The organism is Legionella gratiana, assembly GCF_001467695.1.
Classification (GTDB): Bacteria; Pseudomonadota; Gammaproteobacteria; order Legionellales; family Legionellaceae; genus Legionella; species Legionella gratiana.
The window spans coordinates 586,022-610,944 of sequence record NZ_LNYE01000020.1 but is presented as its reverse complement, the minus strand read 5'-3'; the positions used below and the strand labels follow the sequence as shown (position 1 = coordinate 610,944).

The following is a 24,923-nucleotide window of genomic DNA, read 5'->3' as shown; positions in this document are numbered from 1 at the left end:
GAGATAACTGATGAACCTGATACAAATGAGCGATATAGACCTGTCTGGAAAACGGGTACTAATTCGTGAGGATCTAAATGTCCCTATTAAAGAAGGGTTTATTACCAGTGACCAGCGATTACAGGCTGCATTACCTACTTTAGACGCTGCCTTAGCTGCTGGTGCTGCAGTCATGGTTTTATCTCATTTAGGTCGTCCTGAAGAAGGAAAATTTGAAAGACGTTTTTCCATGCAGCCCATAGCGGAATACTTAAGTGAACACTTAAATTATCCCGTTCGTTTCGAAAGTCATTACCTCAATGGTATCGATGTAAAACCTGGTGAGTTAGTTGTCTGTGAAAACGTACGCTTCAATGTTGGCGAAAAAAATAATGATGAGCAACTTGCTAAAAAACTTGCTCATCTCTGTGACATCTTTGTGATGGATGCTTTTGGAACCGCACATCGTGCTCAAGCATCCACATATGGAGTTGCTCAGTATGCACCGATTGCAGTTGCAGGTCCATTGTTAGTAAGAGAACTTCACGCCATAGATAAAGCACTTGAAGCACCACAAAAACCCATTGTTGCTATTGTAGGTGGCGCTAAAGTTTCCTCAAAGCTCAGTTTATTACGACAATTAGTGGGTATTGTTGATTTTTTAATTCCTGGCGGAGGAATAGCAAACACATTTCTCAAAGCGCAAGGATTTGAAATAGGCGTTTCTCTTTATGAAGAGGATTTGCTTCATGAAGCTCGTGAAATTCTTCAATTAGCCAAAGAAAAAGGGTGTCATATCCCCTTGCCAACTGATGTTGTAGTAGGTAAATCGTTCAGCGAGCATTGCCCAGCCTATAACAAATCACTACAAAATGTCGCATCTGATGACATGATTCTCGATATTGGACCTCTGACTGTGAGTGAATACGTCGACATTATTAATGAAGCCAAAACCATTATTTGGAATGGACCAGTAGGCGTGTTCGAGTTTGCTCAATTTGCCTATGGTACTCGTGCCTTAGCCATTGCTATTGCTGAAAGCGACGCCTTTTCCATTGCTGGTGGTGGTGACACATTGGCAGCAATTGATCTCTATGATCTCAATCAACAGATTTCATATATTTCCACTGGCGGTGGGGCATTTCTGGAGTATTTAGAAGGAAAAACCTTACCCGCTGTTGCCATTTTGCAGGAGCGTGCTAAAGATGTTACGCCAAACTAAAATTGTTGCCACTCTAGGGCCATCCAGTAGCGATCCCGCGAAACTTCGCGCCATGTTGACTGCTGGTGTTGATGTCATACGAATTAATTTTTCTCATGCTGATGCATCAGCGCTACAACTTATTGCCTTAGTGCGACAAATTAGTGAAGAATTAAATCGCCCATTAGCAGTAATGGCCGATTTACAAGGACCTAAAATTCGTATTGGCCGTTTTAAGAATAAATCAATTACTTTGGTTGAAGGTCAAAATTTTACCTTGGATTGCAATGCTCCAGATCGATTAGGCGACATAAATGAAGTTTCTATTGCTTATCCGAATCTATCTCGTGAGTTGACTCCAGGAGATCACTTGCTGCTCAATGATGGATTGGTTGAATTAGAAGTAATGACTATTGTTGATTCTAAAATTCATTGTAACGTTATTGAGGGCGGCATACTAAGTGATCTAAAAGGATTAAACAGGAAAGGAGGCGGATTAGCAGCAAGGACGATGACTGATAAAGACAAACGTGATTTACACACTGCCATAGAAGCAGAAGTAGATTACATTAGTCTGTCTTTTGTAAAAGATGCAGAAGACATTAGGCATACTCGTGCACTTATGAATGAATTTGGAAAAAAAATACCGATTATTGCAAAGATTGAGCGTATGGAGGCATTGGAATATTTAACAGAAATTATTCAAGAATCTGATGCCATCATGGTAGCACGGGGCGATTTAGGTGTTGAAGTAGGTGCTGCTGAAGTACCGGCAATTCAAAAGCATATTATTGGCGAAGCACGCCGTTTGGATAAAGTGGTTATTACAGCAACACAAATGATGGAATCAATGATTAACAATCCTCAACCCACCCGTGCAGAAGTCTCCGATGTTGCCAATGCCATACTGGATGGAACGGATGCCGTCATGTTATCTGCTGAAACCGCTAGTGGCCAATTTCCAATTAAGGTGGTCTCCATGGTCAATAAGATCTGTTTAAGTGCAGAAAAGCATGCCAGTTTTTATTACCATAGTACTGGCGAGTCCTGTCACTACAAACGTGCGGATCAAGCGATTGCCATGGCCACAATGCATGCTGCAAACCACTTTCCCATCCAAGCCATCATTACCTTAACCGAATCAGGTGATACCGCATTATGGATATCAAGACAACAAAGTACCGTTCCTATTATCGCGGTATCTGCTAATAAACGAACCATAGGCCGCTTGTGTCTTGCCCATAATGTTTTTCCTGTGTTTATGAATTATCATCAGTTCTCATCCGAAACTCTGGATAAACAAGTACTTGATGAGTTAATTGAGCTAAAACATCTTGAGAAAAATGGATTTATTCTATTAACACGAGGTCGAGTCATTGGTACAGCTGGGGGAACAAACAGTATGGAGATTATTCAACTATAGATTATAATAAATTTACTTGAATGAAATAACTCCTATATTCGAGTTATCATACGTTTATTTTTGCGGGTGTAGTTCAATGGTAGAACTTCAGCTTCCCAAGCTGATAGCGTGGGTTCGATTCCCATCACCCGCTCCATTCTTTGTTGCATGGCTACTTGAAAAACAAAATTTCATAACTTCAAAAACTGACACAACTCACTACTCATCTCACTAACAATACAACATAGTCAATTTAGCATCTGATGTCATTTATTTTCCCTAATGAGAATAAATTATGATCAATATGTATTGACATATAAATAAACTTCAAGTTATTTTCATGAGTAATGTGATTTCAAAATGGATAAATTGATTTTTTGATGCTGATCTTATAAGAAACTGAGGAGGGATTATGACTCATGAAGAAATGAGAAAAATATTACTGTATTGTCAAATAATTGGATTTGAAGGATTAAGAAATGGCACTTACGCCACTATTCCTGAACTAAAAATTAATCTTCCTCAGCAAAATTCATTTATTGGTGTACGAGGTAATCCAGCAATTTTTGTAACCGAAGTTACTTATAAAAAATTAAAGCAATTTCATGAAGATTGGATTCCGAATGTAACAATCGCAATTAGTCATGCCTATTTAGTTGAGCCCAAAAGAAGCAAAATTGATATTATTGGGATACTCGTCCACGAAGCAGGCCATGCATTTAACGTTTATGGCAAAATTAAAAATAATGAAGCAAATGCTTATGTATTTGAAATTGAAACGATGCTTAAATTGTTAAAAATGAGCGTTCTATCAAGACAATTTAATCTAGATAAAGATGATTTAGGTGCTTATTTTCAATCACGCATGGATCAATATAACCTAGAAACCCCCAACAACTCCTATTTAAAAACATTAGTCGAAGAGATTACTAATAATTTTAATTTGGATACAAAGAATGCCAAACCCGAGCCGGTAGTCACAGTTCGAATTAAACTTGGCTTTTTCAAGAAGAATAATACCCCTGAGATTATCTCAGAAAATCATCTAGCAAAACAGCAGATGGTTAAAGCTTTATAGCAATGCGATAAGCATTGTTATAATCAATTTTCGATGGAGCGAAATAATAGGCCTCAACACAAAACAAATAATAGAATAGAAATCTGATTTAAAATAAAATGATATTGGAGATAGGTATGTATAAATGGCTGAAAAATATCGATTTGTCGAGTTCTAGTGTTCAAATTGAGGATTTTGTCAATCGCCTTGTTGATCCGGCTGCTCTTGTTATCCCTAACGATCCTGTTTTTGTTTCTTACCGAAAACCAGATCAATTAAGATTGATGTCAGCCAGCAGTTTACAAGAAATGACAAAGCAAATGGAGGAAAGTCGTCAATTTATAGCCAAAGCACCACAAGATAAAAGTGAGATTGCTTTGGTTGTTCAAAGTAGCAATACAGATAAATCTTATGAGGCAGAATTAAAAAATATTTTACGATTTCTTGTAGCTGAAGGGAAAGACAAGGCTCAAATTCGTATGATATGCAATGCCATCAACGGTGGGTTAATAATGGCGCACATGGTTGCCAAACAAAATGAAGAAGCATCAATAGCTATAATCAATAGACTGAAACAGATTGGTGACCAGAATGTAGCACATTTGGTTGATGATTATTGGAAAATCTTGAAGTCCTCTGATAAATCAGATGGATTTAAATTGCTTCCTCAATATCTTGAAGAATTAATTACCCAACAGGCGGTAGAGTTAGAATCACATCGAAAAAAATTACGTGATGATAGTGGAGAAGATTTAACTCATGAAGAAGTTATTTGCCCATTGACCCGCAAAGTGATCAATGCCCACGATTCACTGGCAACACAAACAGAAGCCTCCCAATTCATAATGCTCATTGTGGTTTTGGCAAAATTGGCAAAGATTAAGAACAATGAGCTTGATGAGTTTATTAGTACTCAGGATAATGATTACATTAATCAATGCTTCGCTTTGTTACAGCAATATGTAAAAAGTCCCCCACAGTTTTCATTTACAGAACAACAAAATGCATTGCTGAATCAGTTGGGCATGAATAAAGTGTTACAACAATGGCAAGCACAAAGTGACATTGAAAGTTCTGCAACAAAAACAGAAGAGAAAGAAAACTCAGAACCAACCTCATTGAATTCTTCAGAAAATATCAAGAATAATTCAGTAGAGAAATCTCAATATTCACCCAGAGCATCGAGTCGCTTTTTCACATTGGAGTCAGGAGTATCAGTAGTAAAAGAGAGTATAGAAAAAACCTTTACTCCCTAATTGAATGAGTATCTATGCAAATGTAGCCCGTATTAGGCATAGCCGTAATACGGGATCAACAGTACCTTATCGGTACGATCAACAAACCAGGCTTGCTGATTAGGGGCACCTGAGCTATTACGTATGAGGCTTGAACGATTACCACCTTACTCTTCAATAATTTCTTTTTTCTCTTCGGAGTTTCTGGACAACCCTAATTTTTCTTTCAATCGTGCTACAGCATCAGGATCATACTGTTTTGTTGATTTATGTTTTACCACCACGGCAGTCGCTCTAACCGGTTGTGTTGTTGCACTTAGGGAATTGTAGGCTGATCGTGCTGGATAAGTAGGAAAATAATCGTCTGTTGAGTTAGTCGATTGATTTATTACTTTTGAATGATAACTCGAACTTTGTTGATTAGAAGTAGAAGTGGAGGTTGCTTTATCTGTCAGAACTTTACGCGCATTTCGTGCACTTTTTTCAACACGTTTTTTAATCTTAGCTGCTGCATATTCAGCTTCCTCGGCACTCACTTCACCAACTTCATTGCCTTGCAAATCGATTCGCATTTCTCGGAGCTTTAAGCATGCTAAATAATCAAGACGGCGAGTAAATAAAACCACAGCTTCTCTTAATTTGCTTTTAGAAATACCAACTTCTGCCGCTTTTTCTGCGTGAAGCAAAATATCATCCATAATCCCTATTTTTAATGGGCGGATTCGTAACGAATTATCAAATGCTGCAGGAAAATTTACAGCCAGCCATAACAAAGCATTTGTTCGTGCTTTTTTAGACTTGTTTTTCTGAGTTTTATTAATAACAGCGGTGCGTGGGTGCAGCTCCTGTTTTCTCATAAGTGTACCCTTGTTTAGATATTGATTGTCATATCTGGAATTAAATCATGCACATTTAGAATGAGCGCACAATGTACAATGTTTATTGATTGTTTGCAAGTACTCTGTGATGTCTCATAGCATAAGGTAAAAATAGATAATCTAAGTAGAAAAAAAGAGGATGATAGTCCTATAATTAGACTAGACTTCTTCCCAAACTCACTGCAGTGAGAGAGGTGCGAGGAGAAACGGAGCATAGAACTGGAGTGTTCACGCCAGTACATGAGACGAAACCATTCTCCACTCCAGTAGCGTTTGGAAAGAAGTCTAATAGAATTTGTATTACCAAGATTTCTTGGCAACTTCGTTGATAAACCGTGAATGTGTAACCTTTTTATAACGAAACTTGTGGAGTAAATGATGGATTTTTTTAAAAAACTGTTTATATTATTTGTTGCGACATTCTTTCCATGGCTTTTGCTTCTTATAGATGATAATCCCGGTGGAGCAATCATTTCATTGATCATGCAAGTTACCATTATTGGTTGGCCTTTTGCAACAGTTTGGGCTTGGAATACTCACTATGGTTCTAAAAAAAATAAGAAAGAAAAAAATAAACTTCGTTAAGGAGTATTATGCTAACTCGTATTATTGTTAATGGAGCCAAAGGTAAAATGGGCGCTCTAGCTTGTGACACGCTGAAAAATCACAAGGAATTTGATTTAGTGGCAGAACTTGGGAGAGAGGATAATTTAGCTCAAGCGATTAATGATACCCAAGCTCAAATCGTTGTTGACTTAACTCGTGCAGACTGTGTTTACAAAAACAGCCTTACGATTATCAATCATAAAGCACATCCTGTTATTGGAACATCAGGCCTTCTTCCCAGCCAAATTAAAGAATTAACCGCACTTTGTGAAAGCCACCGTATAGGTGGAATTATTGTTCCCAATTTCTCAATTAGTGCTGTTTTAATGATGATCTTCGCTGCTAAAGCTGCAGAATATTTTCCTGAAGTAGAAATTATCGAAGCACATCATCAACAAAAATTGGATGCGCCTTCGGGCACTGCTTTAAAAACAGCTGAAATGATTGCTGAAGCAAGAAAAAGCCCTAGAAATAAATTAAATCTCAAAGAATTAATTCCCGGCGCCCGTGGTGGCTCTCACTGCGATGTAAATATCCATTCTTTACGAATCCCGGGAGTGATTGCACGCCAACAGGTTATTTTTGGCAGTATAGGTGAAACACTAACAATTACAGATGATTGTATTGACCGCCGTTCTTTTATGCCCGGTATCGTTCTGTCCTGTCAAAAAGTATTAGGATTAACTACCTTACTCTATGGACTGGAACATATACTCTAACCTTAAAAGCAATGTAGCCTGGGATACATATATAAACCAGGCCACATTGACTAAGTAAGCGTTCACGCCTCATGCACCGAAAGGCTGTATTTGGCGCATCTTGAACGAAAATAGCACTTCGGAAGCCTCACATACTGACGTATGCTCCGTTTCCTCAGCATTATTTTCGTGCAACCTGCGCTCAAATCCATCCTTTCACCAAGTGGAAAGCATACCCCCTGAAGGGATACTTGACTAATTGTGGGTATACTCAATCTCTTTAACATGTGCCTTTTTGGATTCTTCGAATAATTTTGTCCATTCTTCTACCGTTGTTGCAACAAGTTCGGAAAAATTAGCCCCCTTTTCACTACGTTTTAAAAAGGAGCGTAAGCATCCATAAACTGAATTAGTTGCCTCAGTACGACTACAGTCAGATTGAGGTCGCTCTGAAGCGATTTGCAATATTTTTTCAATTCGTATGATATTATCTTTACCCGATGAGGGATTCAGCATTAATTCAAGAATCTGTTTTATACCATCAGGAGTCGGGTTACTCTCGGAAGAAAAGAACGATGTAGTCCAACGCGAACTTAGTTCTTGTGGAATAAATAGATTTCTTTCATTAATCAATGAATGTAATGCATCGTAAAGTTTCGTACAATTGACCTCACCTAATTGCCTAGCAACCAAACAACATAACAATTTATTTTCAGGGAGCAGATACTCCTTGAGTTTCTTACTGCCCCCAATAAAAATATTCTTTACTTCATTATCCGTTGCTGCACGATCATCGTCTTTAAGTGCTCGATCACTATCCAAACGTTTTCTGATTTCTGCTGCAATATCTTCGGGTAGATACCAGTCAGGAGTTTTAATCCCCTCCGATCCAGGGGCATTTTGTCCTGCATGCTCATGTTGATGACGGCTCATATAAAGGTCGGCTACTAGAGAAACAAAACGAATGCGATTTTCTTTATCCGGAAACTCATCAAATATCGGCCAACTACCATACAGTTCCTTATATAGAATCATTGCATCGGTGTGAATAAGCTCTATAGCTTTTCTATCTTTGCCACTAACACAAGACCCATAAGAATGTCCGCCGAGTCTTAAGATAATTAATTGCTCAAGAGAACTCAAAAATAATTCTCTACCTGCATAATCAAAAATTGTTGCCGTACCTAGTGCTGACTTTAGAACAGATTGATATTGATCTAAGAGCTCCTGTAACCCCGGCGTGAAAGAAACGTATTTCTTTGCCTCATTTAATAGAGATAAACTGTCTTTATCATACGCTTGAGTATAATAAAGTCGCTTTGCAATATTATAAGGATGATTATTCTGGAGAATGGGTTGAATCTCTCGCCGCCGTTCTACAGCAGAACGAGCTAAATGGTACAAATCAAAATCAGGTGGCAACGTTGGCAAATAATCCGTAATCCAGTTAGGCACATAATCTGTGCCATGTATTGGGCTAATCAGTGTTTGCAATAGAGCAAGTCGACCTGGCTTTGAGTACTCCATCACTTTATCGAGATTTGAGTCACTATGTCTTTGTTGTACAGCCTTAGGCCACTTTAATCCGTCACGAGTTGCAATATGGCTTGAACGATAACGCTTGGCCGATAGTTCACGTATGTGTCCATTTTGACTTAATCCTAACAAGCTGTGAGCCGCATAATTTGCAGGCAATGGCAAGGTACGATGACGGCTCGATAAAAAGGATACCGCATCCTCTACGTGTTCAACTCCTTTAAGTGCGTGCTCTAAGAAAAACTGTTGATGCTCAGACAATACCCAGTACCATTGAGGAAGACTAGAAATCTGCGTTGCTGTATCCCAGATTTCCCACTTAAAAACATCACTAGTGAGCAGCCCTTTAAATTGAGTTAATTTTTTATCGAACGAGAATGGATCCTCCGCTAAAATTCGAACCATTTCTCGTTGATGGACACTTAACGCATTAAACCAAGAAGGAAGTGGTGGGGATCCACTAACAATTTGTTGTAAATCAGTGTTTATGTTTAGTGCTTTCTTTTTTATTGAAGACCAATTCACTAAAAAACTATTAAAATCTCGAATCACTTCAAGATAGGATGTAATTCCTTGATCTAAGTTACAAAAATAGGCATGTTGATATTCCTTAAGATCACGCAGCCACTCGGGTGTTTTTGGATATTTTTTAGCTTTAATTAACTCTAATTCATCCAGTAATTGATCGTAATATGGGGGTAGTGATTCGTCTAACTGAAGGACATAATCTACATCTTGTCCCAACTTCATAGGGATTAATGTGGCTAAGTCATAACGACCTTCGCGCATTAACGCATATTGTTCTGCCTCATTCAGTAGTTCTACAGCCTCTTTAATATCAGAACAGCCCCAATTCAAAGCAATAAGCTCGATTAATTTGGCAGTGAATCGCTCCAACTCTTTATGCAATTCATCTACTGATCCTTTTGCTTCAGTAGTGGCTAACTTACACTCATCCACGTATGCCTTTAACGTTTCTTTAGTTAAAGGAGTGCTTTTTGTAGGAAATGGATAAGCGTCAAGAAGAAAAGAGAACGCTTTGTGAAGGCTATCTACACGACGAGCAAAACTACGGTGATAATCAGGTTTCTGGTGGTAGGTTTCTAGAATATAGCCCGGAAAGCGAACTTCTAAGGCACTAATTAATTCTAATGATAATTCAGTGCCATGGGGCACTCGTATAATAATTCCTTTTCCCATCGCTTATTTTCCTTAACTGCTTACCTCGATTTAAAATAACTCCAGTATAGAGTGATTCAAAAAGAGGTTATTTTAGTCCTAATCTCTTCGCTATTATTGTATAAATAATTCCATGAAACAATTACAATAAACAACTTAATTGCTAAAAATAATAAAAGGAGTTTGCTAATGGGCTACATTGTACAACACTATATTGATGGTCAATTAATTAACGAAACAAATACGACAAGCCACTCTGTTTATAATCCTGCTTTAGGAGAAGTAATCGGCCAAGTCTATTTTGCATCAAAATCTCTTTGCGACAGCGCAATTGCTTCTGCGAAGAAAGCAGGAATAGATTGGGCACAAACTCCAGCCATTAAACGGGCACGAATCCTCTTTAAGTTCAGAGAATTACTCGAAAAAAATCAATTAGATTTAGCGCGAATTGTTACTCGTGAACATGGTAAAACTTTAGATGATGCTAAAGGTTCTGTAGCTCGCGCCATAGAAGTAGTTGAATTACATTGTGGCCTTGTGAACCAACTTAAAGGAGATTTTTCTGCAGACGTAACTACGGGTATTGACTGCCATACTTTAAGGCAACCACTGGGTGTTTGTGCTGGGATTTCACCATTTAACTTCCCAGTCATGGTTCCGGTCTGGATGCTTATCCCAGCTATTGCTTGCGGTAATACGTTCATCTTAAAACCCTCAGAACAAGATCCTTCTGCCCCTATTCGTTTACTGGAATTATTAAGTGATGCTGGATTGCCCGACGGAGTTGCCAATTGCGTCCATGGAGATAAAACAACAGTCGACTATTTACTCACTCATCCAGATATTGCCACTTTTACTGCGGTCGCCTCTACACCAGTAGCACAACATATTTATACGACTGCCACCTCTTATGGAAAACGTGCACATACTTTTGGTGGAGCAAAAAACCATTGTGTGGTCATGCCTGATGCCGATCTTGATCAAGCAGCCTCTGCTATTGTTGGCGCTGCTTATGGATCTGCTGGCGAACGGTGTATGGCGATATCGGTTGTCGTTGCAGTAGGAACGCATACTGCTGATGCACTCATTGCTAAAATAACGCCCCAAATTCATGCAACACGAATTAGTGCTGGTGATATTCCCGGAACAGACATGGGGCCCTTAATTAGTAGTGCCCATCGACAAAAAGTCTTAGCTGCTGTGGAGCAAGGAATAAACGAGGGAGCTCAATTACTTATTGATGGGCGATCTTTTAAGCATCCCGACTATCCTCAAGGTTTCTTCATGGGCCCCTGTTTATTTGATCATGTCAATGAACATATGTCTATTTATCAAAACGAAATTTTTGGTCCAGTTCTTGTTGTAGTTCGCGTAGATAGCTTTGAGGATGCTTTAGCCTTAGTCAACCGAAATCAGTACGGCAATGGAACCGCAATTTTCACTCGTGATGGGTTCAGTGCCCGCGAATACAGCCAACGAGTACAAGTGGGCATGGTTGGAATAAACATTCCTATTCCAGTTCCTGTCGCAAATCATCCCTTTGGTGGCTGGAAGCATTCTTCCTTTGGTGATACAAACATGCACGGTCAAGAAAGTATTCAATTTTACACACGACGTAAAACGGTTACTAGTAGATGGCCTATTAGTGACATCAAGGAAAGCGCTTTTATTATGCCTACACATGATTAAAATAATTTAGAAATAATGTGTAGCCTGAGTGAAGCGAACCCGGGAAATTGATTGAGTTCAACAAACCCGGGTTTCGCTTCACTCAGGCTACATTATTAATTCAGATGGAGAATGCAATGAAAACAATAGGATTTGTAGGACTTGGGCATATGGGCTTACCTATGGCCATCAACCTAATTAAAGCAGGATATCAAGTGACCGGATATGATTTACAACCAACAGCCTTACAGCATTTTTCTCAAGCTGGTGGTTCAATAGCCCATAACGCACATGAATTAGCTCAAGATAAAGATGTGCTCATTACCATGCTGCAAACTGGGCAACAAGTATTAGAGGTCTGTCATAGCAATAATGGATTATTTCAGGCAGCTAAAAAAGGAGCTTTATTCATTGATTGCTCAACTATTGATGTCAACAGTTCACGTGAACTGCATCATCTGGCGAAACAACATCTTCTCCAAGTTGTTGATGCACCGGTCTCAGGTGGCGTAGCCGGAGCAACCGCTGGGACACTAACCTTCATGGTGGGTGGTGAAGAAGAAGCGTTTGATGCAGCAAAGCCAATTCTGGCAACTATAGGACAAAAAATCATTTACACCGGGACCGCAGGAAGTGGGCAAGCAGCAAAAATATGTAATAATATGATCCTTGGTATCTCAATGATTGCTATTTCAGAAGCCTTCATTCTCGCAGAACAATTACAATTATCGCCACAAAAACTTTTTGAGGTAGTGAGTAATGCTTCCGGACAATGCTGGGCAATGACTAAATACGCGCCTGTTCCAGGAATTTTAGAAAATGTTCCCGCAAATAATGATTATAAGCCAGGATTCGCTGCGGCAATGATGCTTAAAGATTTATTACTCAGCCAAGATTCGGCACGCTCAGTGAATCTGGAAACCCCTTTAGGTGCGAAAGCAACTCAAATGTACCAGCATTTTATTGATCAAGGCCTTGGTGAGTCTGATTTTTCAGCCATAATCAAATTAATCGCTCAAGGGAAAGAGGTATAATATGCATGCTCATTTACGCCATCCCCAATTAACCCATACAGAAGACTCCTTAACTGAATTTTGGGCCGAAGTGGCGCAACAAACTCTGGATTGGTTACGTCCCTGGGATACCGTATTGACCGGAGGTTTAAGACATGGTGATGTGACCTGGTTCAAGGGTGGAACATTAAACGTCAGTTCAAATTGTCTGGATAGACATCTTGCCCATAAAGCAACTCATCCCGCAATTATTTGGGAGGGAGATGAGCCACGCAAAAATAAGACATTAACTTTTGCGGAATTACACGCCGAAGTATGTCGCATGAGCAATGTACTCAAACACTTTAATGTAAAAAAAGGGGATAAAGTCGCTATCTATTTACCGATGATCCCTGAAGCAGCAATTGCCATGCTTGCTTGCACTCGAATTGGTGCAGTACACACGGTCATATTTGCAGGCTTTTCTGCTCACGCTTTAAGACAACGTGTACTCGCGTCCGAATGTACTTGCATCATTACTGCAGACCACAGTTATCGTGGTGGTAAATTAGTCGGCTTAAAAGAACAGATCGATGAAGCATGTAACGATTTATCATTACCGAGACTTCTCATTAAAACCAGTGATGAACCTATTGCCTTTGATGAACATAAAGATCATTGGTGGCATGAATTGAGGGAGAAAGTAAGCGACCGTTGTGATCCAGAACCTATGGACGCAGAAGACCCTTTGTTTATCCTTTATACCTCGGGCAGCACCGGACAACCCAAAGGAGTAGTTCATACTACAGGAGGTTATTTGGTACAAACAGCCTATACCCATCAATTACTCTTTAATTGTCACGAAGATGATGTATTTTGGTGTACCGCTGACGTAGGCTGGGTTACTGGCCATAGCTATTTAGTATATGGACCTCTTTGTAATGGGATCACCACACTAATTTACGAAGGGATCCCTACTTGGCCTGATCCCTCCAGAAATTGGCAAATCGTAGATAAGCATCAAGTAAATGTATTTTATACGGCACCCACTGCGATACGCGCATTAATGCGCGCAGGTGATGATTGGCTCGCTTCCAGTTCTCGCCGTTCTTTGCGTTTACTGGGTTCAGTAGGAGAGCCTATTAACCCTGAAGCATGGCAATGGTATTATCAAAAAGTAGGCCAAAGTAGATGCCCAATAATAGATACTTGGTGGCAAACAGAAACCGGGGCGGTAATGATTAGTCCAAGAGCGGACGACCCTAGCAGCAAACCTGGCGCTGCATGCCAACCTATTCCTGGAGTTGTTCCTGTATTACTTAATGAGCATGGCCATGAAATAACAGGAGCTGGTGAAGGATATTTAGCCATAAAATATCCCTGGCCTTCTATGGCACGAACCATTGCAGGAGATCACCAACGCTATTGTACCACTTATTTGCATCATGGCTATTACATCACTGGGGATGGCGCCAAACGTGATGAAGAGGGGGATTATTGGATCACGGGGCGTGTGGATGATGTCATTAATGTTTCAGGTCATCGCCTAGGTACTGCAGAAATTGAAAGTGCTTTGGTAAGCCACCCTGCTGTTGCTGAAGCCGCAGTTGTTGGCATTCCTCATGAGTTAAAGGGGCAAGGAATTTATGCTTTTGTCATTTTAAAAGAAGGCTTCATTGCACATGAACGTTTAAAAACTGAATTACTCAAACAAGTGAATAAAGAAATAAGCCCCATAGCAAAACCGGATATTATTCATATTGTCAATGACTTGCCAAAAACACGCTCCGGTAAAATCATGCGTCGTATTTTGCGCAAAATAGCAGGAAAAGAAATACAAAGTCTTGATGAACTAGGCGATATCTCAACTTTAGCAAACCCACAAATTGTTGAGAAATTGTGGAAAGAGTCTATTCAATCTTAAAGTCTTTGCAAAAAAATCGGTTTCTTGCTCCTATTTTTGCCCTGACAAAAAGTTAAATTTTTTGTCAATTTGACAACTAAATGACAAAATTTTTATTGCTTTTTGTCAGAAATACGATTACAATTTGTTGACGTTTTAGCTGATGGTTCTTCTTAAAAATGCTAGAAACACCGGATTGTTTTGATTTTTCCCAATTATCCTTGGATGAAATAGCTCATTTACTCCAACGTTTTAACCTGCGCCTAACTCCTGATGAAGCACTTACTATCCAGAACTCGTTATTAAAACGACCGCCCACCTATGCAGAATGTGTATTATGGTCTATTCAAGGCTCTGAACATTGCTCTTATAAAAGCAGTCGTAAACACCTCAATCAATTCATTACTAATGCTCCTCACGTTATCTTAGGCCCTAAAGAAGATGCGGGTATTGTTGCCGTAGCTACTGATCAACAAAACAGGCGCTATGGTATTGTTGTCAGCCATGAATCACATAATCATCCGTCACAATTAGTTCCTTTCGAAGGAGCAGCTACTGGTGTCGGAGGTAATGTACGCGACGTCTGTTGTATGGGAGCAGAAGTTATTGCCGTTGCAGACAGCCTGCGCTTTGGGGACATTAATCGTGCAAAAACAAAATGGATTCATCAAGGGGTAGTTCAGGGTATTGCTGGATATGGGAATCCACTTGGCATTCCTAATCTCGCCGGCGACACTTATTATGATGAAGCCTATAATGAAAATTGCTTGGTAACGGTAGTGACTTTAGGCGTAGTCCGAGAGGATCATATTATCCATTCTTACGCCCCCTCTCACGCCGAAAATTATCAATTTATTTTAGTAGGAAAACCAACAGATAATAGTGGCTTTGGCGGTGCTGCTTTTGCTTCAGCAACACTCAGTGAAGAACAACAAGAGCAGAATAAAGGGGCCGTCCAAGAGCCTAATGCATTTTTACAACGGCATATTCTTAAAGCAAATTATGCCATGTTTGAATTCCTGCGTGAAAAGAACCTCATTGAGCGTGTTGGTTTTAAAGATTTAGGTGCCGGTGGGATTGCTTGTGCTAGTGTTGAATTAGCAGAAGCAAGTGGTTATGGTGCAGAAATTAATCTGGATCTGGTCCCCACTAGTATGGATAATTTGCTTCCTGCGGTTATTTTATGTTCCGAAACTCAAGAACGTTTTATGTGGGTTGTGCCTCAAGAACTGGTAGATACCTTCTTAAAACATTACAACGAGCGCTTTGCCCTTCCAGAAATCTGTGATGGCGCACAAGCAACCGTAGTAGGAAAAATAAGAACTGATGGCTTGTACGTGGTTAATGCACAGGGCAAAAAGATTGTTTCTGCACAAGCCAAAGACATTACTAAAGGCATTCTCTACGATAGGCCTTACCAAATAAAACAACCCACTCATAATGAGCCAGCACCATTTACCATTGATAATTTTAATGAACAACTACTGCATTTGCTTTCTCATGAAAACATTGCCTCTCGTGCTCCTATTTACGAAAGCTATGATAAGCAAGTTCAAGGTCGTTCTGTTCTTGAGCCGGGATGGGCTGATGCAGGCTTGATTGCTCCATTTAATGAAGATAAATATCCTGAGGAAATTCGTCAAACAGGTGTTGCGTTATCGGTTGATCATAACCCTCGTTATAATAAAATCGATGCTTATTGGGGAGCAATTAACGCCGTTCTTGAATCCGTGCGTAATATTATCGCAGTGGGTGCATGGCCTCTTGCATTAACGGATTGTTTGTGTTTTGGCAATCCAGAGAATGAATTTCAAATGGGTGAGTTTGTAGCCTCAGTACAAGGAATCACTGATGCGTGTAAAGCCGTAAAAATGATACATAATGATTCTTGCTTACCGATTATATCGGGTAATGTATCGCTTTATAATGAATCAGCTCAAGGAGCTATTCCTCCAAGCCCGATTATCAGTTGTATTGGCTCTATGACTGATTATTCCAAAGCAATAACCTACGACTTCAAACATACCAATTCGGTGTTACTCATGGTTGGAGAGCGTAGAGATGAATGCGGTGGTAGCGTTTATTACCAATTACATCATCAGCTTGGTAGCCAACTACCCAAACCTGATCTTGCTTCATTTGCCAGCGAAATTAGTGCACTCCATACGGCCATGCAAGAAGGATTGGTTCTTTCAGCTCATGACATTTCAGAAGGAGGAGTCGCTGTTGCTCTTGCTGAAATGAGCTTTAAAAATCAAATTGGCGTTGATGTGTTTATTCCTGGTGATTTGCCTAATGACAAAAAACTATTCTCGGAAAGCGGAGGTTTTATCCTCGAAATTTCTCCTGAACATTTAAAAAAAATAGAAACGCTATTTCATAACCATTCTATAACATTCCAAGCAATAGGCGAAACAACAGCAACCCCAACCTTGATGATAAATTCCGTAGTTAATGTATCTATTAGCGCAGCAAAAACTGCTTGGGAAAATGGTTTAGTTGAGAGGCTCATATAATGTCAATTATCGATTACAAAGCTGCAGGTGTGGACATAGAAGCAGGTAACGAAGCAGTTCGCAGTATTAAAAAATCCGTAGAAAGTACTTTTTCACCACAAGTGCTTACAGGAATTGGGAGCTTCGGCGCCATGTATGACCTTAAAAGTCTTCTCCATCAATATGAGCATCCAGTCCTTGTGCAAAGCATTGATGGAGTGGGTACCAAAATGATGGTGGCCAAAATGATGCAAAAATTTGACACTATTGGCATCGATTTGGTGAGTGCGACCACCAATGACATTATTGTTTTGGGCGCAAAACCACTTACTCTTCTCGATTATATTGCTAATGATAAATTAAAGCCTGAAATTATCGAGCAAATTATTCGGGGGATGGTAAAAGCCTGCCAAGAAAATCAAATTTCTTTGGTCGGTGGCGAAACAGCCGAAATGCCTGGAACTTATCTTCCTGGAGAGCACGATTTAGTTGGCGTTATTACTGGAGTCGTGGAAAAAAATAAAGCAATTGAAGGAAAAGAAATAGCTGTAGGGGATGTGGTAGTCACTTTCCCTTCAAGTGGCTTACACACTAATGGTTATTCGTTGGCAAGAAAATTACTTTTTGAAGTAGCCGGTTACAAAGTGGAATCACAATTTCAAGAGTTCACCCATACTATTGGTGAAGAACTCTTGACTCCACACATTAATTATACGCGCCCTATCTTAAGCCTTTTGGAAAAAAACATCCCGATTAAAGGAATGGCACACATCACTGGAGGGGGTTTGCTGGAAAATATTCCTCGTATTCTCCCTAAAAATTGTGCTGTTGAAATCCACAAAAACTTGATCCCCGAACTCCCAATCTTTAATTTATTACGCAAATTAGGTCATCTTGATGATGAACAAATGTATCGTACTTTTAATATGGGTGCAGGTTTGGTTCTATTTATAGCACCAGAAACACTCTCTGCAATCCGCGAAGTATTACGCGATTTTCCATCCTTCCCTCTGTATGAAATCGGACACGTCATAGGAGGAGAGCAAAAGGTGACGCTTTTATGATACGTATAGGCTTAATTCAATTCCCCGGTTCTAATTGTGAGCGTGAAACAGCTCTTGCTGTAAAACGCGCAGGAATGGAGCCTGTTGAATTTCTATGGAATGAACCCCTAGAGAAGTTGCGTTGTTTGGATGGTTATATTCTTATTGGTGGTTTTTCTTATGAAGATCGCTCCCGTGCTGGAATTATTGCGGCACTTGATCCCGTCATTAAAGAAATCAAAGCCCAAAGTGAACGAGGCAAGCCAGTGCTAGGCATTTGCAACGGCGCACAAATCCTAGTTGAATCAGGTTTGGTACCCGGATTAGAGCGCCATGAGATTCATATGGCACTTACGGAAAATAAGCGTATCGTAAATCGCAAAATCATCGGGACTGGTTTTTATAATGCTTGGGTTCACATGCGTTTGTCTGATAAGCATCAAAATAATGCGTTTACTCGTCATCTTTCAAGCACTGATTTAATCCACCTCCCCATTGCACATGCTCAGGGACGTTTTCTTATGCCTGACTCTTTATTAAATCAAATCGAAGAGCAAGGCTTAAACCTGTTCCAATACTGTACTGCTGAAGGTGCTATTGTTGATAATTTCCCCATCAATCCTAACGGATCTGCTGGTAATATAGCAGCAATTACGAATCAAGCAGGTAATGTGATGGCAATGATGCCACATCCTGAACGTACCGTTAATGGTGATCCCATTTTTACATCCATGCGCGATTATATAAAAGACCAGCGTAGTCTAGGTTCTGGTGAAGACAATAAATTAACTGTTCCCCAAGTTACGGATCCATCTATTTCCACGCTACATCAAAAACCTGAGAGCTTTAGTAAAAAACCAAACAGTTACCTATGTCTGGTCAAGCTTATTATTACTGATAACCAAGCATTAACCGTGCAAAAAACCTTAAGACACTTAGGTTTTCCAGTCACCGTAAACCGCTTTGAGCATTGGGAAATTGAGTGTGATACTTTAGAAAGTTTTGAATTATTGAAAAAAACAGGGCTCTTGTATTCCGATCGAAAAGAACGAGAAATATCCTTAAACGAGCTTTGCTCTAAAAATACTTTGACCTATCTTGTTCGCACTCAAGAAGACCTGAAAGGACAACAAACCTTACAAACACTTAAAGCTCATTATGCAGCTCCAAAAATCAATAACATAAATCATGGCGTTTTATGGCAGTTCACCAGCGGTGAGGTCGCTATATCCACGCTTATCGATCAACTCTTGTTAACGCACATTATTGGGAATCCACATGCTCATGAATGCTACAACTACTCATTATAGCGATGAAATTCAAGAAGCTTTGGCTTTTTGCCTTGACCAAACAAACTTGCCTATAGGTGAAAAATATCAAGGGAAAGTGAGAGACGCCTATGATCTTGGTGATTACATCATGCTGGTTACTACAGATAGATTAAGTGCTTTTGATCGCCATTTGGCTTTAATTCCTTATAAGGGAGCCGTGCTCAATTTAACCAGTGCATGGTGGTTTGAACAAACTAAAAATCTTGTGCCTAATCACATCGTTGCAGTTCCCGATCCTAATGTGGTTATTGCTAAAAAATGTACTGTTTTTCCGATTGAGTTTGTAGTAAGAGGATATATTAGCGGCACAACAAGCACTTCTTTATGGACTCAATATCAAAACGGCGTACGTGAATATTGCGGCATTACTTTCCCAGAGGGATTAAGAAAAAATCAGAAACTGGAACACCCTGTTTTAACACCAACAACTAAAGAAAAAATTCACGACCGCCCTATTTCTCCAGCTGAAATTATATCTGAAGGATGGATGAGTAAAGAAGATTGGTTAGAAGCAAGTACATTAGCACTTAAGCTCTATCAACGTGGTGCTGAAATCGCTCGCGATCATGGTTTGATTTTAGTGGATACTAAGTATGAATTTGGTCGAGATGCTGATGGAACAATTAGAGTTGTTGATGAAATTCATACCCCTGACTCAAGCCGATATTGGCTTGCCGACAGTTATCAAACACGCATTGCGGCTGGCTTAGAACCTGAAAATATTGACAAAGAGTTCTTGCGTTTATGGTTTGCCAAAAATTCGGATCCTTACAATGATGTACAACTCCCCCAAGCACCCCAAGAATTAGTTGAAGAGCTCTCTGCCCGCTACATTCAGCTTTATGAACGAATTACTGGTGAGAAATTTAACTTCACAGCGCATAAAGAACCTGCCGAGCAGCGTATTATGCGTCATATTGCCAATTATTTAAGGTAAGTTCATCCATGTGTGGAATAGTGGGTATTTACAGTCATGAGCCAGTAGCCTCTGAATTATACGAGAGTCTAATTCATCTACAGCATCGAGGACAAGATGCTGCAGGTATTCTCACCTGTGATCAGCGTTTTTATACAAAACATGGATTGGGTTTAGTACGAGAAATTTTTACCCCAGAAAATATTTTATCGCTTGAAGGCAATATAGGGATTGGTCATGTGCGTTATCCCACTGCAGGAGGTTATACCACTACTGATGTTCAACCCCTATGGATTGGTAGTCCACGCGGTATTGCGCTCGCACATAATGGCAATCTTTCTAATTATCAGGAATTGGCAGATGAAATTCGTTTAAAGCAACATCGTCATCTTAATACCTCACTTGATTCTGAAGCTTTATTGCTGATGTTTGCAGACAAACTAGCAAGCAGTGCCTACAGTATTGAAGAGGATTATGAAAGCTTTTTTGAACTACTCACCAATGCAGTGTCGCATGTTTTTAACCGAATTGAAGGTGCTTATTCCATTGTCTCCATGGTCATTGGTAAAGGACTTGTTGCCTTTCGCGATCCACACGGAATTCGTCCCTTAGTTTGGGGTACACGTCAAAACACTGATGGAACAACAGATACGATTTTTGCATCAGAAACAACACCTTTCTATGCTTTAGGATTCGAACCACAAGGAGATATATTACCCGGTGAAGTAGCCTATGTTGATCTTAAGGGAAAGTTACATCGCCGTGTGCTTCAAAAGGAGCAATTCAGGCCCTGTGTTTTTGAATACGTTTATTTTGCTCGTCCTGATGCAACACTGAATAATGTCAGCGTATACCGAGCCCGCTTGCGTATGGGACAAAATCTCGCCCTCCAATGGAAGAAAAAATATCCTAATATAATCCCTGATGTGGTTATTCCAGCACCATTTACCGCGAACACGGCGGCTTTATCTTTTGCACATGAGTTAGGCGTTCGATATTCCGAGGGTTTGTATAAGAATCCTTTTATTGGTCGAACCTTCATTATGCCGAACCAAAAGGCAAGAACCCGTAATATTCGCTATAAATTAACCCCGCAACGAACTGAAATCGAAAATAAAGTGGTGATGATCATTGATGATAGTATTGTGCGCGGAACAACCTCTCGTGAAATTGTCAAAATGGTCAGAGAATTTGGAGCAAAGGAGATTTATTTTGCCTCGACCTCGCCCCCACTTAAAAATCCCTGTTTCAGTGGCATAGATATCCCCTCACGTAAAGAGCTCATTGCAGCGAATCAAACGGAGGAAGCAATTGCAAACTATCTGGGTGTCGATGTTTTAATGTACCAATCACACGAAGATTTGGTAGAGGCTGTAACACGTCGTGGCGAACACCAAATCAAAAAACCATGTATGGCGTGTATGGATGGCGATTATTTCTGCCAAAAAATAACTCAAGAAAAAATGCAGCAATTGGAACTACAACGCGAAACAGGGCGGCATAATAACCAACCACATAAAGAGGACTTGGAGGAATGAACATTCTTGTTATAGGCTCTGGTGCACGTGAACATGCACTCATCAAAGCATTGCATCGCTCGCCACAAAACCCATCTTTATTTTGTTATGGAACTTCAGTTAATCCAGGGATTCATCAATTAACTGCCCAATATGATACTGGTGATATTACTGATTGTGCCGCTGTCTTATCTGCAGCAAAACTTTGGGCGATTGATTTAGCAATTATTGGTCCTGAAGCACCCCTAGAACAAGGAATGGCTGATGCATTATGGAAGATTGGCATCCCCACAATTGGTCCCAAAAAGAACCTGGCACAAATTGAAACCTCTAAAGAATTTGCTCGCGATCTCATGCAGAAATACAACATCCAAGGTCTGCCACGTTATAAAAAATTCACCAATCTGGATCAAATAGAATCGTTTCTTCATGAACTGGGTGAAGGCAATTATGTGATTAAAGCAAACGGTTTAATGGGTGGTAAAGGTGTAAAAGTAGCGGGAGAGCATCTGCACTCAATCACAGAAGCGTTGAGTTTTTGCCAGGAAATTCTTAATCAAAAACAAACCATTCTCATTGAAGAGAAACTTATTGGTCAAGAATTTTCATTAATGTGTTTCGCTGATGGAGAGTGCCTTATTCCTATGCCTTTGGTCCAAGATCATAAGCGCGCTTATGATGGCGATCGCGGCCCCAATACGGGTGGAATGGGTAGTTATTCTGACACGGATCACAGTCTTCCTTTTCTAACTCCAAATGAAGTTCAGGATGCATTAGCCATTAACAATGCGGTTTTTCATGCCTTATCTCATGAATGTAAGGAACAATACATTGGCATTTTGTATGGAAGTTTTATTGCAACTAAAAATGGAATCTATGTCATCGAATTCAATGCCCGTTTTGGAGATCCTGAAGCCTTAAACGTACTCTCGATTTTAGAGTCTGATTTTGTAGCTCTATGCCACGCACTAGTTAATGGTAGTCTGACTGAAGATAAAGTGACGTTTGCAAAACAGGCTACAGTCTGTAAATATACTGTTCCTGAAGGATACCCAGATTCACCCAAGAAAAATTTTGTCGTTGATTTTTCAAAAATCGCTTGCCAAAATTATTTATACCTTGCCTCCGTTAATCAAGTTGATGAACAAATCATTGCGCTAGGTTCTCGCACCGCAGCTTATGTTGGCATTGCGGATTCCATTTTTGCTGCAGAAATGAATGCTGAACATGAAGTTTCATTAATCGAAGGTCCCTTGTTTCATCGTCAAGATATAGGTACCGAACCCTTAATTCAGCAACGCATTGAACAGATGTTAAGGATACGTACTTTATGATTCGTATCGCCGTTTTAGGCTCAACTCGAGGCACTAATCTTAACCCACTTGTTGACGCCATTAAGCAAAAAAAGTTACTCGCCTCGATTGAATTAGTGCTAAGCAATAAAGAAGACGCATTGATTCTACAAAAGGCAGCCCATTTTGGTATTAAGTCTATGTTTGTCAATTCGCAAGGTTTAAGCCGAACCGAGTTTGACCATTGTTTATCCGAAATACTGAAACAACATCACATAGAACTTGTTGTACTCATTGGCTATATGCGTATCTTATCTGCTGAATTTGTTTTAGCATGGAACAATAAAATCATTAACATTCACCCATCACTTCTACCCGCTTACGCTGGACTGATGAATCTTGATGTACACCAAGCTGTTTTAGATGCGGCCGAAATTGAAACTGGGTGTACTGTGCACTACGTGACTGAAGAAGTGGATGCAGGACCTATTATTTTACAAAAAAAATGTCCGGTCAATGCAAATGATACTCCTGAACTTTTGAAAGCCAGGGTACAAGAATTAGAGGGAGCTGCCCTCGTTGAGGCAATACAATCCATTTGCAGTTATAAAGTCTTAGAAAACTTAGCAAATCAATGAGGTGATCATGTCAAAAAAACTCGTATCTATATTAATGGGCTCTAAATCAGATTGGACAATTATGGAGGAAGCAAGTTTAATTCTGGACCAATTAAATATTCCTCATGAAGTACGTGCTTTGTCTGCTCATCGCACTCCGAATGCTTTGTTTGACTATTTAAAATCAGCAGAACAACATGGTATTGAAGTATTTATCGCTGCAGCAGGTGGCGCAGCCCATTTACCCGGTGTTGTCGCAGCAAAAACCTTATTACCCGTTTTAGGAGTGCCCATGCCTTCGTCCACTTTTACGAATGGCCTTGATGCACTTCTATCTATCGTGCAAATGCCAGCAGGTATCCCCGTAGGTACCCTTGCGGTTGGCAAAGCAGGGGCTATTAATGCTGCTCTCTTAGCAGCAACAATTTTAAGCAATAAATATCCTGAATACCGTGAAGCGATTAAAAACTATCGCGCTGCCCAAGCAGAAAAGGTATTGAAAAACGCGGAAATTAAAGGGTAATAATTATATTCCGAACTCTTATTATTTGAATCTCATGATAGACGTGCAGAGGCAGCCGTTGATGGCGCTCTGCAAATGTAAGCGTTCACGCCTCATGCACCGAAAGGCTGCATTTGGCCCATCTTGCGCGAAAATCCATTCCTTTCACCAAGTGGAAAGCATACCCCTGAACGGATACCTGCAAACTATGCTAGATCAATCCATCGATTTAACAAAGCAATCAGCTCCTCAACTCCCTCTTTATTTAAAGACGAAAAGGACTGCACAGTAATTAAATTTTGAGCCAATTCGTAATACTTGCGCACTTTAAATACGGTATTTTTTACCTCACTACGGCTTAATTTATCTGATTTGGTGAGTAGGATGTGCACGGGTAATTCCCGATCCAAAGCCCAATCAATCATCATTACATCTAAGTCTTTTAAAGGATGACGAATATCCATCAATAGAATCAAACCCTTTAAACTTTGCCTTACTTCAAGATAATGCGCTAAATTTTTTTGCCAATCCATCTTCACTCGTAAAGCAACCTTGGCATAGCCATAACCGGGTAAATCAACAAGACGGCGTGCTTCATCCAACTGAAACAAATTAATCAATTGAGTTCGTCCGGGAGTTTTACTTGTTCGAGCTAGGTTTTTAATACCGGTTAAACAATTTAAAGCACTAGATTTTCCTGCATTGGAACGTCCAGCAAAAGCAACTTCATAACCTGAGTCATCAGGCAACTGAGAAACAAGAGCTGCGCTTTTTAGAAATACTGCTTTAGAATACGGGTTTGCTAACATGAACATAATACTTTTTGGGATTTCAACCAAGACAGTGTACCATTACTTGAGAGTTTATGATGAGAAA

Annotated in this window: 20 protein-coding genes and 1 tRNA gene; 18 read left to right on the top strand and 3 right to left on the bottom strand. The window is 39.9% G+C overall.

The window, feature by feature from the left end:
- The first annotated feature begins 10 nt into the window (after nucleotides 1–10).
- The 5 genes from Lgra_RS07435 to Lgra_RS07415 all read left to right on the top strand — a co-directional run bounded on the left by Lgra_RS07435 (nucleotide 11) and on the right by Lgra_RS07415 (nucleotide 4,895).
- Nucleotides 11–1,201, top strand: coding sequence for a phosphoglycerate kinase (locus Lgra_RS07435; protein WP_058498617.1), 1,191 nt, complete (start codon nucleotides 11–13; stop codon nucleotides 1,199–1,201).
- Nucleotides 1,185–2,603, top strand: a complete 1,419-nt coding sequence (gene pyk / locus Lgra_RS07430; protein WP_058498616.1) for a pyruvate kinase — start codon at nucleotides 1,185–1,187, stop codon at nucleotides 2,601–2,603. The genes Lgra_RS07435 and pyk overlap by 17 nt, the downstream gene beginning before the upstream one ends.
- Nucleotides 2,604–2,665: 62 nt before the next feature.
- Nucleotides 2,666–2,739: transfer RNA gene (locus Lgra_RS07425), tRNA-Gly, on the top strand.
- A gap of 255 nt (nucleotides 2,740–2,994) precedes the next feature.
- A complete protein-coding gene (locus Lgra_RS07420) occupies nucleotides 2,995–3,660 on the top strand; it encodes a hypothetical protein (protein WP_058498615.1) in 666 nt (221 codons plus the stop codon).
- A gap of 116 nt (nucleotides 3,661–3,776) precedes the next feature.
- Entirely contained in the window at nucleotides 3,777–4,895 is a 1,119-nt protein-coding gene (locus Lgra_RS07415; RefSeq protein WP_058498614.1) for a hypothetical protein, read from the top strand.
- A gap of 146 nt (nucleotides 4,896–5,041) precedes the next feature.
- Here the strand turns inward: Lgra_RS07415 and Lgra_RS07410 are convergent, their stop codons facing one another.
- On the bottom strand, nucleotides 5,042–5,731 hold the full coding sequence (locus Lgra_RS07410; RefSeq protein ID WP_058498613.1) for a ProQ/FinO family protein: 690 nt from the start codon (nucleotides 5,729–5,731) through the stop codon (nucleotides 5,042–5,044).
- 399 nt (nucleotides 5,732–6,130) lie between these two features.
- Here Lgra_RS07410 and Lgra_RS07405 point away from each other — a divergent pair, with 399 nt between their 5' ends.
- Entirely contained in the window at nucleotides 6,131–6,337 is a 207-nt protein-coding gene (locus Lgra_RS07405) for a hypothetical protein (RefSeq protein ID WP_058498612.1), read from the top strand.
- A gap of 8 nt (nucleotides 6,338–6,345) precedes the next feature.
- Complete coding sequence (gene dapB, locus Lgra_RS07400; RefSeq protein WP_058498611.1) at nucleotides 6,346–7,077, top strand: 4-hydroxy-tetrahydrodipicolinate reductase; 732 nt, start codon at nucleotides 6,346–6,348, stop codon at nucleotides 7,075–7,077.
- A gap of 234 nt (nucleotides 7,078–7,311) precedes the next feature.
- Here the strand turns inward: dapB and Lgra_RS07395 are convergent, their stop codons facing one another.
- Nucleotides 7,312–9,792 carry a hypothetical protein gene (locus tag Lgra_RS07395; RefSeq protein ID WP_058498610.1) on the bottom strand — a complete coding sequence of 827 codons (2,481 nt, stop codon included), beginning with the start codon at nucleotides 9,790–9,792 and terminating at the stop codon, nucleotides 7,312–7,314.
- Between the two features lie 168 nt (nucleotides 9,793–9,960).
- Between Lgra_RS07395 and Lgra_RS07390 the strand changes: the two genes are divergently transcribed.
- The 11 genes from Lgra_RS07390 (at nucleotide 9,961) to purE (ending at nucleotide 24,068) form a co-directional block, all read left to right on the top strand.
- Nucleotides 9,961–11,460: a CoA-acylating methylmalonate-semialdehyde dehydrogenase gene (locus tag Lgra_RS07390; protein ID WP_058498609.1), complete on the top strand. Its 1,500-nt coding sequence runs from the start codon at nucleotides 9,961–9,963 to the stop codon at nucleotides 11,458–11,460.
- Nucleotides 11,461–11,564: 104 nt separating this feature from the next.
- Nucleotides 11,565–12,473 (top strand): 3-hydroxyisobutyrate dehydrogenase, encoded by a 909-nt coding sequence (gene mmsB / locus Lgra_RS07385; protein ID WP_083502867.1) that lies wholly within the window; start codon nucleotides 11,565–11,567, stop codon nucleotides 12,471–12,473.
- Between the two features lies 1 nt (nucleotide 12,474).
- The gene (acs, locus tag Lgra_RS07380; RefSeq protein ID WP_058498607.1) at nucleotides 12,475–14,355 is read left to right on the top strand and encodes an acetate--CoA ligase; all 1,881 of its coding nucleotides are present in this window, start codon (nucleotides 12,475–12,477) and stop codon (nucleotides 14,353–14,355) included.
- Nucleotides 14,356–14,513: 158 nt separating this feature from the next.
- On the top strand, nucleotides 14,514–16,850 hold the full coding sequence (gene purL, locus Lgra_RS07375) for a phosphoribosylformylglycinamidine synthase subunit PurL (RefSeq protein WP_058498606.1): 2,337 nt from the start codon (nucleotides 14,514–14,516) through the stop codon (nucleotides 16,848–16,850).
- Nucleotides 16,850–17,893 (top strand): phosphoribosylformylglycinamidine cyclo-ligase, encoded by a 1,044-nt coding sequence (gene purM / locus Lgra_RS07370; protein ID WP_058498605.1) that lies wholly within the window; start codon nucleotides 16,850–16,852, stop codon nucleotides 17,891–17,893. Before purL ends, purM begins: the two co-directional genes overlap by 1 nt.
- Nucleotides 17,890–19,182: a phosphoribosylformylglycinamidine synthase I gene (gene purQ, locus Lgra_RS07365; RefSeq protein ID WP_058498604.1), complete on the top strand. Its 1,293-nt coding sequence runs from the start codon at nucleotides 17,890–17,892 to the stop codon at nucleotides 19,180–19,182. Before purM ends, purQ begins: the two co-directional genes overlap by 4 nt.
- The gene (locus tag Lgra_RS07360) at nucleotides 19,151–20,140 is read left to right on the top strand and encodes a phosphoribosylaminoimidazolesuccinocarboxamide synthase (protein WP_058498603.1); all 990 of its coding nucleotides are present in this window, start codon (nucleotides 19,151–19,153) and stop codon (nucleotides 20,138–20,140) included. Before purQ ends, Lgra_RS07360 begins: the two co-directional genes overlap by 32 nt.
- Before the next feature lie 8 nt (nucleotides 20,141–20,148).
- Complete coding sequence (purF, locus tag Lgra_RS07355) at nucleotides 20,149–21,657, top strand: amidophosphoribosyltransferase (protein WP_058498602.1); 1,509 nt, start codon at nucleotides 20,149–20,151, stop codon at nucleotides 21,655–21,657.
- Nucleotides 21,654–22,970 (top strand): phosphoribosylamine--glycine ligase, encoded by a 1,317-nt coding sequence (gene purD, locus Lgra_RS07350; RefSeq protein ID WP_058498601.1) that lies wholly within the window; start codon nucleotides 21,654–21,656, stop codon nucleotides 22,968–22,970. The genes purF and purD overlap by 4 nt, the downstream gene beginning before the upstream one ends.
- The gene (gene purN, locus Lgra_RS07345) at nucleotides 22,967–23,566 is read left to right on the top strand and encodes a phosphoribosylglycinamide formyltransferase (RefSeq protein ID WP_058498600.1); all 600 of its coding nucleotides are present in this window, start codon (nucleotides 22,967–22,969) and stop codon (nucleotides 23,564–23,566) included. Before purD ends, purN begins: the two co-directional genes overlap by 4 nt.
- 7 nt (nucleotides 23,567–23,573) lie before the next feature.
- Nucleotides 23,574–24,068, top strand: a complete 495-nt coding sequence (gene purE / locus Lgra_RS07340) for a 5-(carboxyamino)imidazole ribonucleotide mutase (protein ID WP_058498599.1) — start codon at nucleotides 23,574–23,576, stop codon at nucleotides 24,066–24,068.
- 185 nt (nucleotides 24,069–24,253) lie between these two features.
- Here the strand turns inward: purE and yihA are convergent, their stop codons facing one another.
- Nucleotides 24,254–24,856, bottom strand: a complete 603-nt coding sequence (gene yihA, locus Lgra_RS07335; protein ID WP_058498598.1) for a ribosome biogenesis GTP-binding protein YihA/YsxC — start codon at nucleotides 24,854–24,856, stop codon at nucleotides 24,254–24,256.
- Nucleotides 24,857–24,923 lie beyond the last annotated feature (67 nt).